16 protein-coding genes are annotated in these 13,514 nt (G+C 64.2%); 3 read left to right on the top strand and 13 right to left on the bottom strand.

Annotated elements, in window-relative coordinates:
- Positions 1-117: 117 nt before the first annotated feature.
- From R3F42_02460 to dnaQ, 3 genes are read left to right on the top strand one after another with little or no spacing between them, the layout of a single operon-like run.
- A complete protein-coding gene (locus R3F42_02460; GenBank protein MEZ5540885.1) occupies positions 118-882 on the top strand; it encodes a methyltransferase domain-containing protein in 765 nt (254 codons plus the stop codon).
- A complete protein-coding gene (gene rnhA, locus R3F42_02455) occupies positions 863-1,318 on the top strand; it encodes a ribonuclease HI (protein MEZ5540884.1) in 456 nt (151 codons plus the stop codon). Before R3F42_02460 ends, rnhA begins: the two co-directional genes overlap by 20 nt.
- Before the next feature lie 38 nt (positions 1,319-1,356).
- On the top strand, positions 1,357-2,079 hold the full coding sequence (dnaQ, locus tag R3F42_02450; protein MEZ5540883.1) for a DNA polymerase III subunit epsilon: 723 nt from the start codon (positions 1,357-1,359) through the stop codon (positions 2,077-2,079).
- 65 nt (positions 2,080-2,144) lie between these two features.
- Here dnaQ and R3F42_02445 read toward each other — a convergent pair whose 3' ends face one another.
- The 13 genes from R3F42_02445 to R3F42_02385 all read right to left on the bottom strand — a co-directional run bounded on the left by R3F42_02445 (position 2,145) and on the right by R3F42_02385 (position 13,217).
- On the bottom strand, positions 2,145-3,845 hold the full coding sequence (locus tag R3F42_02445; protein ID MEZ5540882.1) for a Na(+)/H(+) antiporter subunit D: 1,701 nt from the start codon (positions 3,843-3,845) through the stop codon (positions 2,145-2,147).
- Complete coding sequence (locus tag R3F42_02440; GenBank protein ID MEZ5540881.1) at positions 3,832-4,095, bottom strand: hypothetical protein; 264 nt, start codon at positions 4,093-4,095, stop codon at positions 3,832-3,834. Before R3F42_02440 ends, R3F42_02445 begins: the two co-directional genes overlap by 14 nt.
- Before the next feature lies 1 nt (position 4,096).
- Positions 4,097-5,563 carry a proton-conducting transporter membrane subunit gene (locus R3F42_02435; protein MEZ5540880.1) on the bottom strand — a complete coding sequence of 489 codons (1,467 nt, stop codon included), beginning with the start codon at positions 5,561-5,563 and terminating at the stop codon, positions 4,097-4,099.
- On the bottom strand, positions 5,560-7,035 hold the full coding sequence (locus R3F42_02430; GenBank protein ID MEZ5540879.1) for a monovalent cation/H+ antiporter subunit D family protein: 1,476 nt from the start codon (positions 7,033-7,035) through the stop codon (positions 5,560-5,562). Before R3F42_02430 ends, R3F42_02435 begins: the two co-directional genes overlap by 4 nt.
- Positions 7,035-7,394 carry a cation:proton antiporter subunit C gene (locus R3F42_02425; protein ID MEZ5540878.1) on the bottom strand — a complete coding sequence of 120 codons (360 nt, stop codon included), beginning with the start codon at positions 7,392-7,394 and terminating at the stop codon, positions 7,035-7,037. Before R3F42_02425 ends, R3F42_02430 begins: the two co-directional genes overlap by 1 nt.
- A complete protein-coding gene (locus R3F42_02420; GenBank protein MEZ5540877.1) occupies positions 7,391-7,810 on the bottom strand; it encodes a Na(+)/H(+) antiporter subunit B in 420 nt (139 codons plus the stop codon). Before R3F42_02420 ends, R3F42_02425 begins: the two co-directional genes overlap by 4 nt.
- Entirely contained in the window at positions 7,807-8,361 is a 555-nt protein-coding gene (locus tag R3F42_02415; protein MEZ5540876.1) for a DUF4040 domain-containing protein, read from the bottom strand. Before R3F42_02415 ends, R3F42_02420 begins: the two co-directional genes overlap by 4 nt.
- Positions 8,358-8,675 (bottom strand): monovalent cation/H(+) antiporter subunit G, encoded by a 318-nt coding sequence (gene mnhG / locus R3F42_02410; GenBank protein MEZ5540875.1) that lies wholly within the window; start codon positions 8,673-8,675, stop codon positions 8,358-8,360. Before mnhG ends, R3F42_02415 begins: the two co-directional genes overlap by 4 nt.
- A complete protein-coding gene (locus tag R3F42_02405; GenBank protein ID MEZ5540874.1) occupies positions 8,668-8,967 on the bottom strand; it encodes a monovalent cation/H+ antiporter complex subunit F in 300 nt (99 codons plus the stop codon). Before R3F42_02405 ends, mnhG begins: the two co-directional genes overlap by 8 nt.
- Entirely contained in the window at positions 8,967-9,449 is a 483-nt protein-coding gene (locus tag R3F42_02400; GenBank protein MEZ5540873.1) for a Na+/H+ antiporter subunit E, read from the bottom strand. The genes R3F42_02405 and R3F42_02400 overlap by 1 nt, the downstream gene beginning before the upstream one ends.
- 144 nt (positions 9,450-9,593) lie before the next feature.
- Positions 9,594-11,009, bottom strand: coding sequence for a sodium:proton antiporter NhaD (gene nhaD, locus R3F42_02395; GenBank protein MEZ5540872.1), 1,416 nt, complete (start codon positions 11,007-11,009; stop codon positions 9,594-9,596).
- Positions 11,010-11,318: 309 nt separating this feature from the next.
- Complete coding sequence (locus tag R3F42_02390; GenBank protein MEZ5540871.1) at positions 11,319-11,819, bottom strand: hypothetical protein; 501 nt, start codon at positions 11,817-11,819, stop codon at positions 11,319-11,321.
- Positions 11,820-11,918: 99 nt separating this feature from the next.
- Positions 11,919-13,217 (bottom strand): cytochrome C, encoded by a 1,299-nt coding sequence (locus tag R3F42_02385; protein MEZ5540870.1) that lies wholly within the window; start codon positions 13,215-13,217, stop codon positions 11,919-11,921.
- Between the last annotated feature and the right edge of the window lie 297 nt (positions 13,218-13,514).

Genomic DNA, 13,514 nt, shown 5'->3' with positions numbered 1-13,514 from the left:
GATGTGCGGGGGGATGCCGTGCGGGTATGCTGACAGTCCTGCCGGTTCAGGTCAACCGCTTGCGCCGGTTGCAGTTTTATGACGCGCCGGTGCGGCAGTTGCGCTAGAATGTCACCGATGAATGCTGTCGTTTCCATGCCCTCCCGCGCCATGTCCCTGCGCGACTGGTACCGGCGCCCGCTGGGCCGGCAGCTGGCCGCTGTCGAGCAGGCGGCGCTCGCGGCGCAGCTGCAGACGCTGTTCGGTTATCACATGGTGGTGATCGATCCGCCGTGGGGCGAGTGTCCGCTGGATGACAGCCGTATCCCGCATCATGTCATCCAGAGCGTCGGGCCGTTGACGCAGCCGGGGGTGGGATTGTCCGGACACACGGACAACTGGCCGATCCTGACCGATTCGGTCGACGCCATCGTCCTGCCGCATACCCTCGAACTCAGCACCAATCCCCACCAGGTGCTGCGCGAGGCCGACCGCAGCTTGATCCCGGACGGACATCTCGTGATCATCGGATTCAACCCGTTCAGCCTGTGGGGCCTGCGCCGCAAGCTGACGCGGCGCAGCAACCGCATGCCGTGGGGCGCGCGCTTCCAGAGCCTGCACCGCATCCAGGACTGGCTCGGCCTGCTCGGCTTCGATACCCTGCACAGTCATTATCTGTTCCAGCGGCCGCCGGTGCGCAGCCGGCGCGTGCTGGCACGGCTGGGTTTCATGGAGCCGGCCAGCGGGCAGGGCACGATGTTGCTGTCGGCGGCCTATATCCTGGTCGCGCGCAAGCGCACCGTCGTCATGACCCCGCTGCGCGAGAACGTCCGTCCGCAACCGCGCCTGTTCCCGGTCGGCATACCGTCCTCGAGCCAGGGCAATGTCCGACGCAGCAGCTGAAACCGAAATATTCACCGACGGTGCCTGCCGCGGCAATCCGGGTCCGGGGGGGTGGGGCGTGCTGTTGCGCCACAATGGCCATGAGAAGACGCTGTCCGGGGCCGAAGCGCATACCACCAACAACCGCATGGAACTGATGGCGGCGATCGTCGGCCTGGAAAGCCTGAAACGGCCCTGCCGAGTCCACGTGGTCACCGATTCCCAGTACGTCCAGAAGGGCATCGAGGAGTGGCTGCAGGGTTGGAAGCGGCGCGGCTGGAAAACGGCGGACCGCAAACCCGTGAAGAACATGGACCTGTGGCAGCGCCTGGACCAGGCCGCGAACGGACACCGGGTCCGCTGGAGCTGGGTGCGTGGTCACAGCGGCCATCCGGAAAACGAACTCGCCGACCGCCTCGCGAACCAGGCGATCGATGCGATGCTGCGCGCGGGTTGATCCCGCTCGCGCAACCCGACCATCCTGGAGCATCAGTCATGCGGCAAATCGTGCTCGATACCGAAACCACCGGTCTGGAACCCGCCGAAGGGCACCGCATCATCGAAATCGGCTGCGTGGAAGTGGTCGACCGTCGCCTGACCGGGAATACCTATCACCGTTATATTCAGCCGGATCGGGAGATCGATCCCGGGGCCATCGAGGTACACGGGATCACCAATGAGTACCTGCTCGACAAGCCGCGTTTTGCCGATATCGCGGATGAGTTCCTCGACTTCATCCGTGGTGCCGAGCTGGTCATCCACAATGCGCCGTTCGACGTCGGCTTCATCAACCACGAGTACCGGCTGCTAGGCGCGGCGACCGACATCCTGGCACAGCACTGCAGCGTGCTGGACACGCTGCAGTTGGCGCGGCGCCTGCATCCAGGGCAGCGGAACAGCCTGGACGCGCTATGCCGGCGTTACGGCATCGACAACTCCCAGCGCGACCTGCACGGGGCCTTGCTGGATGCCGAGATTCTTGCCGATGTCTACCTGGCCATGACCGGCGGCCAGGTCAGTCTTTCGCTGGAGGCGGATGGTGCCCAGGAACTGCGCGGCAGGAGTACCGATGCCGCGATTCGCCGCCTGCCTGTCGGCCGGCCGGCACTGCGCGTGATCCGGGCCAGCGACGAGGAACTCGCCCTGCATGAGACGCGGCTGGATGCCATTGCCGGCAAATGCGATGGCAACGTCGTCTGGCGCAATTTGGAGAACTGAACGCTGTGTGTATTCGCACCGGGCCGTAGCGGCGCGCGCCTTCGTGGAAGGCGCGCTTGGCTGCGTCAGAACACCGTGTCCAGCAGCAGGTAGGCGCCCAGCACCACTGCGATCCAGAGCACCATGCTGCCGGTCGGCCAGAAATCCTCCAGGTGAAAGTTCGCCAGCGATGTCCGGCAGTACGCATTGAGTACGCTGCGGCGATAGAAGCGTCCCACACCCGCCAGCACCTGCCGGGCATGCCGCAGGCTGACAAAGACACGCCGGCCGCCGGCCGGCAACAGCCGGCGATAGAGCCAGTCGGCGTCGAGATTCACCGCGCGCAGTTCCGGCGGATAGATGCCCTGCTTGTTGAGCCAGACGAAGGCCAGCGCAGCCCAGCACAACAGCTGCAGCTGCGCGAGTACGTGGCTGGTTTCGTAGGGCCAATAGTCGACATCCCAGGGCAGCAGGGCATAGAGGTATTGCGGCTGGCAGCCGATGCAGATGCAAAGCACCGCGGCCAGTCCCATCGCAAGCAGCATATTGCCCGGCGCCTCCGCGGTGCGGATTCCGGCATCGCGCGCGAAGAACGCGAAGTAGGGTATCTTGATGCCGGCATGGTGAAAGACACCGGCCGAAGCGAACAGCAGCGCCAGCCACAGTACCTCATGACCTTGTTCGAGCATGGCGCTCATGATCAAGGACTTGCTGACGAAACCGCTGAACAGGGGGAAGGCGGAGATCGAGGCGGCGCCGATGCTGCAGAGCAGTGCGGTCTTGGGCATCGACTTGTACATTCCACCCAGGTCGGACCCGTTCATACGGCCGGTGCGGAACAGCACCGCGCCCATGCTCATGAACAGCAATCCCTTGAAAATGACGTCATTGAAGGCATGTGCAACGGCGCCGTTCAGTGCCAGCGCGGTACCGATACCCACGCCGCACACCATGAAGCCGAGCTGGTTGATCATGCTGTAAGCAAGGACGCGCCGCAGGTCGTTCTCAATGACCGCGTAGAAGATCGGGAAGCAGGTCATGACGGCGCCGATGTAGATCAGCAGCTCGGTCCCCGGGAAGCCGCGCGCTAGGGCATAGACCGCGACCTTGGTGGTGAAGGCGGACAGGAAGACGGTGCCGGTGGGCGTCGCCTCGGGGTAGGCATCGATCAGCCAGTTGTGCAGCAGCGGGAAGGCGCACTTGATACCGAAGGCGATGAAGATCAGCCAGCCGCCGCTGCCTGCGAGACCGATCAGTCCGAATTCCAGCGTGCCGCTCTGGCGGTAGTGCACCAGCACACCGGCCAGCAGCAACAGCCCGGATGTCACCTGGACCAGCAGGTAGCGCATGCCGGCGGCGCGAGCCCGGGCACTGCGCCGGGCCCAGATCAGGAAGGTGGAACTGAACGCAAGCAGTTCCCAGAAGATGAACAGCGTGACGAGATCGCCGGCGAACACCGCGCCTAGGGCGCTGCCTGCATAGAGCAGGCCGGCGACGCACTGGGTGGTATCGCGCACGTGCAGCGCGAACAGGAAGGCGAAGGTTGCCGCGATGTGGAACAGATAGCCGAACAGCAGGCTGAGACGGTCGACGCGCAGCAGCACCAGCTCGAATTCCAGTAGCGGCACGGCGACCACGGTACCGGGGTGCACGTCGAGCCAGAGGTGTACGCCGCCCAGGATCGGTGTCGCCAGCATGAGTGCGGCGCGCAGCCGGCCACGCGTCACCAGTGCCAGCAGGGCGGCGACTAGAAACGGGACGAACGGTGGCAGCTCAGGCATCCACATCGTAGTAGTCTTCCGCTCGCCGGAGCAGTCGGCGCAGCAGTTTCGCGATCAGCACCAGCGACACGCAGGCGCTGAAGCCGAACAGGCCGTAGAAGCCCGGGAGTCTGTCCCAGGCATGCAGCGCATGGCGTTGCAGGATGAAATCCAGCGCGAGCAGGATGCCGCAGGCGGCGTAGAGCGTGCCCAGCAGACGGCGCACATTGCGCGGCCGGTCGAACAGATGCTCGCGTTGGTCGGGATTGGTGCGCATGTCAGCGGCCGCCGCTGGCCTCCAGTGCGAGCCGGTACACCGGGTCGGGATAGAAAAACAGTGCCACGCAGGCGCCTGCGGTGACGATCATCGCCGCCTGGCAGGTCAGCGGTGCGGCGCGGATGTCCTGGCCGCTGCTGCCTGCGTTGGCGCTGCCGAAGAAGGCCCGCACCGGGATCGCCAGCAGGTAGGCGACATTGAGCAGGGAGCTGAGCAGTAACACACCGAGCAGCGGCCAGTGGCCGGCTTCGAGGGTACCCATACCGAGGTACCATTTGCTCCACAGGCCACCGAACGGCGGCAGGCCGATGATGCTCAAGCTGCCGATGAAAAACGCCCCGAAGGTGACCGGCATGGCGCGGCCGAGCCCGGCCATCGTGCTGATCTCGGTGCGCTGCGTGGCCACCAGGATGGCGCCGGCGGCGAAGAACAGTGTGATCTTGGCACAGGCATGCATCGCGATCTGCAACGCGCTGCCGATGACCCCGGCCTGTGTCGCCAGCAGTGCGCCGAGCACGACATAACCCAGCTGGCTGATGGTGGAGTAAGCCAGCCGTGCCTTGAGATTATCGCGTGTCATGGCGACCAGGGAGGCCAGCAGAATGGTCGCGGCGGCGCACCACAGCAACAGGTCGGCGGCGCCGCTGGAGGTGATATAGCCGGTACCGAAGACGTACAGCGTGACCTTGAGGATACTGAATACACCCGCCTTGACGACGGCAACCGCGTGCAGCAGCGCGCTGACCGGTGTGGGCGCGACCATCGCCGCCGGCAGCCAGCGGTGCAAGGGCATCATCGCCGCCTTGCCGATGCCGAACACGAACAGCGCGAGCAGTACTCCCGCCCAGCCCGGATCGAGTCGCCCGGCCAGGATGCCGCCGCTGCGGAAGGCCAGGGTGCCGGCGACGCTGTAGGTGGCGAGGATGGCGAGCAGGAACAGACCGATGGAAGTGCCGAGCAGGATACCGAGATACGTGCGGGCGCCGCGCCGCGCCGCATCGGTGCCGGCATGACCGACCAGCGGGAAGGTAGCCAGCGTGAGCAATTCGTACCACAGAAACAGCGTCAGCAGATTGCCGGCGAAGGCCACGCCGAAGGTGCAGCCGAGGGCGACGGCAAACAGCGCATAGAAACGGGTCTGGTTCCGTTCCCTGTGGCTGCGCATGTAACCGATGGCGTAGATCGTGGTTACCGGCCAGAGCAGGCTCGCCACCAGCGCGAACAACATGCCGAGCGGCTCGATCGTGAATTCGAGGGGGAGGCCGGGCAGCGGTTCGGCAAAGCGGAGCGAGACCACCGCGCCGTCGCGGATCTGCGGGTACAGGGCCAGCGCGCACCCCGCGACGATTACGGAAACCGCCAGCGACAGCGCTTCGCGCAGATCTGGATGGCGATCGAGCATGAGAATGCCCGTTGCCCCCAGCAGCGGCAAGAATGGCAGCGCCAGCATCAACCACTCAGCCGTCATGGGCCCGTACCCGTAAGCAGCTGCACGGCAGTGGTAGTCGTGCCCAGGGTCAGGCGGGTATCCAGGCCGAACCAGATATTGGCCAGCACCAGCAGCCATAGCGGAACCAGCATCGATAGCGGCGCCTCGCGTACCGATATCGCGTTCTCGGCCGGGGTCCGGAAATACATCGCATCGACCAGCCGCCACACATAGACGACAGCCAGCAGGGAACCGGCCAGTATCATCAGCGCGATCAGCCAGTCGTGCTGTTCCAGCGCGGCCAGTACCAGATACCACTTGCTGATGAAGCCGGCGGTGCCCGGGACGCCGATGATGCTGAGCCCGGCGATGACGAGGGCGCCGAAGGTCCAGGGCATCTGGCGCGCGGTACCGCGCAGATCCTTGAGCTGGCTCGAACCGGTGCGGTATACCAGTGCGCCGACCGCCATGAACAGTGCGGCCTTTATCATGGCATGGTTGAACACGTGCACGATGGTCGCGGTCAGTCCGAGCACCGTGCCATAGGAGATGCCCAGCACCATGTAGCCGATCTGGGCGATGCTGGAGTAGGCCAGCAGGCGGCGTGCATCCCGCTGGTAATTGGCGGCGATCGAGGCGAACAGTATGCCCCCTACACCCGTCAACAGGAATACCAGCCCGGTGGGCGTGAGTGCCACCAGGCTATCCGGAAATACGGTGAACAGCATGCGCAGCATGATGTAGACGGCAACCTTGGTAGCCGTCGCCGCCAGGAATACCGTTATCGCCAGGGGGGCGTAGCTGTAGACATTGGGCAGCCAGAGGTGCAGCGGGAACATCGCCAGTTTCAGCCCGACGCCAACCACGATAAAGGCGAAACCGGTATGTACCGTGCGGTGTGCGTACAGCGCGTGCAGCCGGTGGTGCAGATCCTGCATATTGAGTGTGCCGGTCTCGGCATAGACCAGCCCGATGCCGATGAGCAGGAAGGTCGCGCCGATGGTGCCCATGATGAGGTACTGGTAGGCGGCGGTCAGTGCGCGGCGGCGCTGCCCGAGACTGATCAGCGCGTAGGACGACAAGGAGGAGATTTCCAGGAACACGAACAGGTTGAAGACATCACCGGTTTGGCTGATTCCCAGCAGCCCATCGAGACAGAGCAGGTAGGCGGCATAGCACAGCGAGAGCTGGTGGCGTGGTATCTCCTGGGCAAGACTCCGGTACGCGAACGGCAGGACGACGGCACCGATGCCGGTCACGATCAGCGCCACCAGCGCATTCAGCGCATCGACGCGGTATTCGATCCCCCAGGGTGGTGCCCAGCCGCCAAGCTCGTAGCTGATTACGCTGCCGTCGGATACCAGCCACAACTGCCAGGCGGCAAGCAGCATGACGCTCCAGGTTACACCCAGGGCCAGCAGCCAGGGTGCCCGTCCCGCCGGCAGCAGTGCCGTGACCGGCGCGGCCAGCAGCGGAATGGCGACCAGCAGCAGGCTCAGATTGGATTCGATCACAAAGAGGCGTCCTGCCTGTGAATATCATCTTCCTCGATGCTGCCGTAGGCCTCGCGTATGCGCACGACCAGCGCCAGGCCGAGCGCGGTGGTGGAAATGCCGACCACGATCGCCGTCAGGATCAGTACATAGGGCAGGGGGTTTGAGTGGCGCGTGACGCCATCCGTGATGATCGGCGTGGTGCCGCCGCTGACATTGCCGAGGCTGATGTAGAGCAGGAACACCGAGGTCTGGAAGATATTGAGGCCGGCGATCTTCTTGATCAGGTTGCCGCAACTGATCACGGTATAGAAGCCGGTCATCATCAGCAGTATCACGATCCAGTAGTTGTAATGGCCAAGTATGAAATCGGTCATGGCCGGTGGCGCCCCGCGAAGGTGAAGAAGATCAGCAGCATGACGGCGGCGACGGTCATGCCGACGCCCGCTTCGATCACCAGGATGCCAAGGTGCTGGCCCGCCACCGGCGTGGCGGCAAGCACGCTGTAGTCGAGGAAGCGACCGCCCCCGAGCAGGGTGGCGAATCCGGTGCCCGTATAGAGCAGTACGCCCATGCTGGCAAGTACGCGCAGCAGCCATGCGGGGATGATGCGCTCGGCGGCGTCGAGGCCGAATACCAGGGTGTAGAGGATGAAGGCGGCGCTGAATATGACGCCGGCCTGAAAGCCGCCGCCGGGGCCGAAATCGCCGTGAAACTGCACGTACAGTGCGAACAGCAGGATCACCGGCACGATGAACTTGGCGATGACCTTGAGAATGAGATTGTGTTTCATTCCGCATCCTCGCGGTCTGCGTGCCGCCGAGGCCGGCCCAGCAACAGCAGCACGCCGATTCCCGCGGTGAAGATCACGGACACTTCGCCGAGCGTGTCGAAACCGCGGTAACTGGCCAGCACCGCCGTCACCACGTTGGGCACGCCGGTCTCGGTCAGGCTCTGTTCGAGGTAGCGCGGGGCCACGTGCAGGTGCGCCGGTGCTGCAGGGTCGCCGAATGCGGGGATGTCGAGGGTGCCGTAGACCAGCGCGAGCCCGGTGACCGCCACCACGACGAGCGGCAGCCAGGGCTGGCGCGGTGACGCCTTTTCCTCACGCATGCCGGTCAGCGCCAGCGTGGCCAGCATCAGTACGGTGGCGATACCGGCCCCCACGGAAGCCTCGGTGAAGGCGACATCGGCGGCATCCATGACGGTGAACAGTCCGGCCGAGAGCAGGCTGTAGATCCCGAACAGCATGACGATGGCGAACAGGCTGCGCAGGTGCAGGATGGCAATGGCAGTGAGCGCCAGGAATGCCAGCAGGGTGACATCGATCAGGGTCTCGATCATGGGTCTGCGCTCTCGTTGTCGGCGAGCAGCGGCCTGAGCTGGGCCTCGGTCGCGGTGTTTGCCAGCGCATGCGCTGCGGTAGGGCTGGTGAGGAACAGGAAGGTGAATATAAGGAACAGCTTGAAACTCGCCAGTGAAAGTCCCGCCTGCAGGCCGAGGCCGAGCAGGAACAGCGCGGCGCACAGCGTGTCTGTGGTGCCGGCAGCATGCACGCGCGTGTAGAAATCCGGGAAGCGGTGCATGCCGATGCCACCGATCACGCTGAGTGCGGCGCCGCCCAGTACGCAGATCCAGCTTGCGACATCGCTAATCATTGATCTGCTCGCAGGTCCGGTTTTCCTCTTCGCCGGACGTGAAGAAATTGCCCTGCTCGACCAGTTTCAAAACGGCGACCACGCCGATGAAGTTGATCAGGGCATAGATCAGGGCGATATCGATGATGTCGGTCCGGCCAGACATGAACGCGAGTACCGCAATCAGCAGTACCGTCTTGGTGCCGAACATATTGACGGCGAGGATGCGGTCGCACACCGTCGGTCCCAGCAGTGCGCGGGCCAGTGCCAGTCCCATGGTCACCAGGATCGCTGCTGCGGCTACGGCATAGATCACGGGGTGTCCTCCGGCGGGAAGTCCGGCACCTTCCTGGCCATCGTGCCGTCCTGGAGCTTGCGGGCCGCCTGCCGGGTGAGGGCATGCACCAGCAGGCAGTCAGGGCTGACGCGCAGGGTCAGCGTGCCCGGGGTGAGGGTGACCGAGTTGGCGTAGATCACCCGGCCGAGATCCGAACGCTGCGGCAACGGCACGGTGAACAGCTGCGGGCTGATGGACTTGCCGGGCGTGACGATGCAGCGGATGACGTGGAAGTTGGCGGCGATCACCTTGCCGATCAGGTACAACCAGAAGCGCAGCAGCCGCAGCGGCACATGTGCGCTGTGATGTTCGCGGTCCACCTGGTCCATGCGTCGCGCGATGGTAACGGCAAGTGCGGTCGACGCCAGGCCCAGCACCAGCAGCAGGGGCTCCAGGTGACCGGACAGTCCGAGCCACAGGCCGAACAGCAGGGTGGCGAGCCGGATGGTATGCATCATGGCAACTCCGGAATTCGCTTGTGTTGATCCGGGCATGATTATGCCACAGGGACAGGGTTTGTTTCCCTGCCTGTCCGGCTGGGACGGTGTGCTGCGCCGACGGCGCTGCCGCCGGCGTGGGCTAGCGGGCGGGGCGCGCCGGGTTCAGGTGAAGCTGCCGGCGTTGACCAGGAAGTGTACCCAGATGCTGGCCGCGTAGCCGAGCAGGATGGCCCACGTCCATTTCAGGTGTGTGAAAAAGGTGTAGATTCCGCGGGCCTGGCCCATGACCGCGACGCCGGCGGCGGAGCCCACCGACAGCATCGAGCCGCCGACGCCTGCGGTGAGTGTGACCAGCAGCCACTGGCCGAGATCCATGTCGGGCAGCATGGCCAGCACCGCGAACATCACCGGGATATTGTCGATCAGTGACGACAGGAAGCCGACCAGGATGTTGGCAGTGGTCGCGCCGAGCTTGCCGTACATCAGCTCCGAGCCCAGTGACAGGTAGCCCATGGTGCCGAGGCCGCCGACGCACAGGATGATGCCGTAGAAGAACATCAGCGTGTCCCATTCGGCGCGTTCCAGCGACTTGAAGATGTTGTACTGGGTAGCGGCGTCGCCGTCATGTGCCGGGGATTCCGCCTTCTCCATGGCCAGTGCCGTACTGCCAAGGTCGCCCTCGGCGGGACGGGGGAAGAACGATTTGCGCCGCTTGAGATAGTAGCCATAGAGTTTGAGCAGGCCGAGACCCGTCATCATGCCCATGACCGGCGGCAGGTGCAGGAAGTTGTGCGCGCTGACCGCCATGGTGATGGTGAGCAGGAACAGGCCGGTGATGACCCAGGCGCCGTGGTGCAGTCTGGCCTGCTCCTCGATCGCCGCGGGCGTGCCCGTGCCGACCGCCAGGCTCATGATGGCGGCCGGAACCAGCCAGTTGACCACGGCCGGGATGAACAACAGGAAGAACTGGCCGAATTCGACGATGCCTTTCTGCCATACCATGAGCGTGGTGATGTCGCCGAAGGGCGAAAAGGCCCCGCCGGCATTGGCGGCAACCACGATATTTATGCAGGCAAGGGCGATGAACCGGGTATTGTCGCCGCCGACCGCGCTCACCACCGTGGCCAGCAGCAGTGCGGTGGTCAGATTGTCGGCGACAGGTGAAATCGAGAATGCCAGCGCGCCGGTGATCCAGAAGATGGTGCGCAGCGAATAGCCCTGCGAAACCAGTTTCGCGCGCAGGACATCGAAAATGCCGCGCTCGTCCATGGCGTTGATATAGGTCATCGCCGCGAGCAGGAACAAAAACAACTCGGCGAATTCGAGCAGGTTGTGACGCACCGCGGTCTCGGCCGTATGGGTGTCGCCGTGCTGGGCGTAGACCACGGCGACCAGCGTCCAGATGATGCCGGCCGCGACCATGACCGGCTTGGACTTGCGCAGGTGCAGGGTTTCCTCGGCGATGACGAGCGCATAGGCCAGGAAGAAAACAGCCAGGGCGAGGAAACCGGACCAGTGCGTGGTGAGATCCAGGACGTGGTGCTGCTGGCCATCGGCCGCAGCCGCAGCCAGTGGCATGAGGCAGACGGCGCTGGCCGGTAGTATCCGGGTTGTCAGGCGAATCATCCACACCTCCCTGTAATTGCGATGATTTTCTGCGGTCTAGTGCATGTCGGCAGGGTTGGCGCGTTGCTGAAATGACACCTCAGGGCACCTGCGGAATGCTTGCGCCAACCCGGACTGCCCGGGCGCAGGCTGCCAGTTACTGCCGCGCTGATGATAACCCATGTATTAACAGGCACATAATCCGCTGCCGGCAGCAGCGCCACCATGACGGTGCGCAGTGCCCGCTCTGATCTGCGCGAGACCGCAGGGGGCCGCTGCGGCCTACCACAGCCTCCAGGGCGGATGCTGTACGCCGATCGCCCCGCCGTCGGCGGCGAACAGAACCGAGCCACTGCCCACCCCCGGGTAGTCGTAGTACCACACCGGCTTGCCATCGATGGTAAACCGGCGCGAAGGGTCACCCAGGCGCTCGTGGATCTGGGCTTGGTCCATGCCGGTGCTGACGCCATGCCAGGCCGCCTTGAGCCGGCCGAGACTTTGCAGGGCGGGGTCGAGGTTCGATACCGGCGCGGGAATGGCGGAGTCGTCTGGCGCGGCTGTTGGCGCCACTGCGGTGGTCACCGCGGCCTGGCCTGCTGCATCGCCGGCACACGGCATGCCTTCCAGTTGCCTGACGCGGTTCGCAAGATCGTGCACTTCCTGCTGCAGCTGTTCCAGCTGCGCCGCAATCGAGGTATCGGGTGCGGCTGCGGCATGCAGACAGTAAAGCAGTCCGGTTCCGGCGAGGATGAGAGGTGCGCGTGCGCGGCTGTGACGCTTCATGTCGCTATCCTGTGCAGCGCTGACGAGTGCCGCTTCGGTTCGGTAACGGTATGAACCGGTGCCGGCCGATCGTGAATCCGACCGGCACCGCTGTGCGGGTCACCAGACCAGCCAGGCATGCAGGAACAGGGCATTGTTGTCCGAGGCGTTCCGGCCGGCACCGTCGTAATTGTTGCCGCCGCCGTTGAATTTCGTATACCCCGTGTATTGCAAGGCAAACTGCGTGTTCTGCCAGGGCAGGAAGGTTGCCTGCAGGATATAACCGCGACTATCGGGACTGCCGTTGGCGCTGCCATCGAGCGGGTTGGGTGCATACAGGCCGGTGTCGGTATCGCCGGTCGTGGAGAAATAGCCCAGTGAGAAGGCTGCCGTGCTGCCCAGATGGTAGGTGCCGTTCAGATTGAGCGCGTCCAGGCTGTTTGAGGGATTGGCGGAAATGCTGTCAGCGAAGCTGCGGTTCAGGTCCTGTTTCTCATGGATATAGCTGCCACGCAGGGTCAGCATGTCGGTGCCCATGGGATGTTCGTACTGCGCATCCAGCGCCGTGTCCGTGTACTTGTCGGTCAGTCCGGACACGCCGTCGGGGTAGAGCCTGGTTTGCATGCCGAAGGTGCCGATTTCGAGATTGTCCGCACCGAGGTTCTGCTGCCACGCGACCCGCCAGTATGGCGCCAGCCCCTTGATTGTCATGGTGCTGGCAGCGTTGGGCAGGATATCGGGTCCGTGATGCGCGGAACGGTAGAGGGACAGGTCGCCATAGAGATGGTTGTTCCAGAGGCTATAGGCGCCGAAACCGGCGACATCCTGTCCCAGTTCCGCGATCAGCGGGCTGGCCGCCGGTGTGGGTGCAACCGGTGAGGAAGCGAACGGGAAGCCCCACGTCGGCGTGCTGTTCCAGGGGTCCTCCACGGTAGGGCTGTTGTTTACGGTGACGCCGTATACCGTGTCGGCACCGCCTATCGTGGCATGATTGGCATAGCGGATGTCCGTGTTGTCCACATCGAAACTGTCGCTGTCCTGCGCATAGGTCACCTGCACGAACGAGCCGATGTGCGGGGTGATCTCGCCGGCGAAGAATACGCTGAATTCCTGCGGCAGGGCGACATCGCCATTCTGCGTGCCGGGTTGTGTCTTCGCGGTTTGGGTGACGGAGGCGGTCAGCATGGCAGAGATGGGCAGGACTTCGTTGATCTTGACGCCGGCTGCGGTACCCGTGCGCGTGGACTCGATCTGCTGGATGCCGGTCAGGGTGTAGCCATTGAGTTTGAAGTCGCGCCCGAATGCCGTGAGTTCGGGGTAGGTGGTGTGGCAGGCGGTGCAGGCCAGGCCGGTCTGGCGCGCATAGCTCGGAACGGCCTGGCTGATCTGTGGCGGCAGTGATAGGAACGCCAGAAGCATGATGCAGGTACCGCTTGCTGATCGAAGTCTGTCCCTGTAGTTCATGATGATTTACCTGTGCTGGGTGTAAGGGAAGGAGAATGCCGGTTGGTTGACGGTGGACAGGATCCCTTGCTGTTGCGGATGTGCGCTGGCGCGACCGCGAATCCGCCGCCGTTGCCTAACACGAGCAGCGCACTCTTGCACAGTTTGCTTAAGGGGTGATTAAGCGCTGCGCCGGCGGGACACGGCGCGGTGCTGTCTGGCGCGTGGGGTTCGGCCATGCGGCAGGGAAGTCACCGCAGACGGGCATGCGAC

The sequence above is a fragment of the Pseudomonadota bacterium genome (genome assembly GCA_041395565.1).
GTDB lineage: Bacteria > Pseudomonadota > Gammaproteobacteria > UBA9214 > UBA9214 > UBA9214.
This window is presented reverse-complemented; position numbering and strand designations above follow the sequence as displayed.

What these genes read in the sequence shown, in the direction of transcription:
- R3F42_02415 (MEZ5540876.1), bottom strand. Translation starts at nt 8,361, where the DNA reads ATGATCGAGACCCTGATCGATGTCACCCTGCTGGCATTCCTGGCGCTC.
- nhaD (MEZ5540872.1), bottom strand. Translation starts at nt 11,009, where the DNA reads ATGCCACTGGCTGCGGCTGCGGCCGATGGCCAGCAGCACCACGTCCTG.
- R3F42_02445 (MEZ5540882.1), bottom strand. Translation starts at nt 3,845, where the DNA reads ATGTGGATGCCTGAGCTGCCACCGTTCGTCCCGTTTCTAGTCGCCGCC.
- R3F42_02385 (MEZ5540870.1), bottom strand. Translation starts at nt 13,217, where the DNA reads ATGCTTCTGGCGTTCCTATCACTGCCGCCACAGATCAGCCAGGCCGTT.
- R3F42_02390 (MEZ5540871.1), bottom strand. Translation starts at nt 11,819, where the DNA reads ATGAAGCGTCACAGCCGCGCACGCGCACCTCTCATCCTCGCCGGAACC.
- dnaQ (MEZ5540883.1), top strand. Translation starts at nt 1,357, where the DNA reads ATGCGGCAAATCGTGCTCGATACCGAAACCACCGGTCTGGAACCCGCC.
- R3F42_02460 (MEZ5540885.1), top strand. Translation starts at nt 118, where the DNA reads ATGAATGCTGTCGTTTCCATGCCCTCCCGCGCCATGTCCCTGCGCGAC.
- R3F42_02425 (MEZ5540878.1), bottom strand. Translation starts at nt 7,394, where the DNA reads ATGACCGATTTCATACTTGGCCATTACAACTACTGGATCGTGATACTG.
- mnhG (MEZ5540875.1), bottom strand. Translation starts at nt 8,675, where the DNA reads ATGATTAGCGATGTCGCAAGCTGGATCTGCGTACTGGGCGGCGCCGCA.
- R3F42_02435 (MEZ5540880.1), bottom strand. Translation starts at nt 5,563, where the DNA reads ATGACGGCTGAGTGGTTGATGCTGGCGCTGCCATTCTTGCCGCTGCTG.
- rnhA (MEZ5540884.1), top strand. Translation starts at nt 863, where the DNA reads ATGTCCGACGCAGCAGCTGAAACCGAAATATTCACCGACGGTGCCTGC.
- R3F42_02420 (MEZ5540877.1), bottom strand. Translation starts at nt 7,810, where the DNA reads ATGAAACACAATCTCATTCTCAAGGTCATCGCCAAGTTCATCGTGCCG.
- R3F42_02400 (MEZ5540873.1), bottom strand. Translation starts at nt 9,449, where the DNA reads ATGATGCATACCATCCGGCTCGCCACCCTGCTGTTCGGCCTGTGGCTC.
- R3F42_02440 (MEZ5540881.1), bottom strand. Translation starts at nt 4,095, where the DNA reads ATGCGCACCAATCCCGACCAACGCGAGCATCTGTTCGACCGGCCGCGC.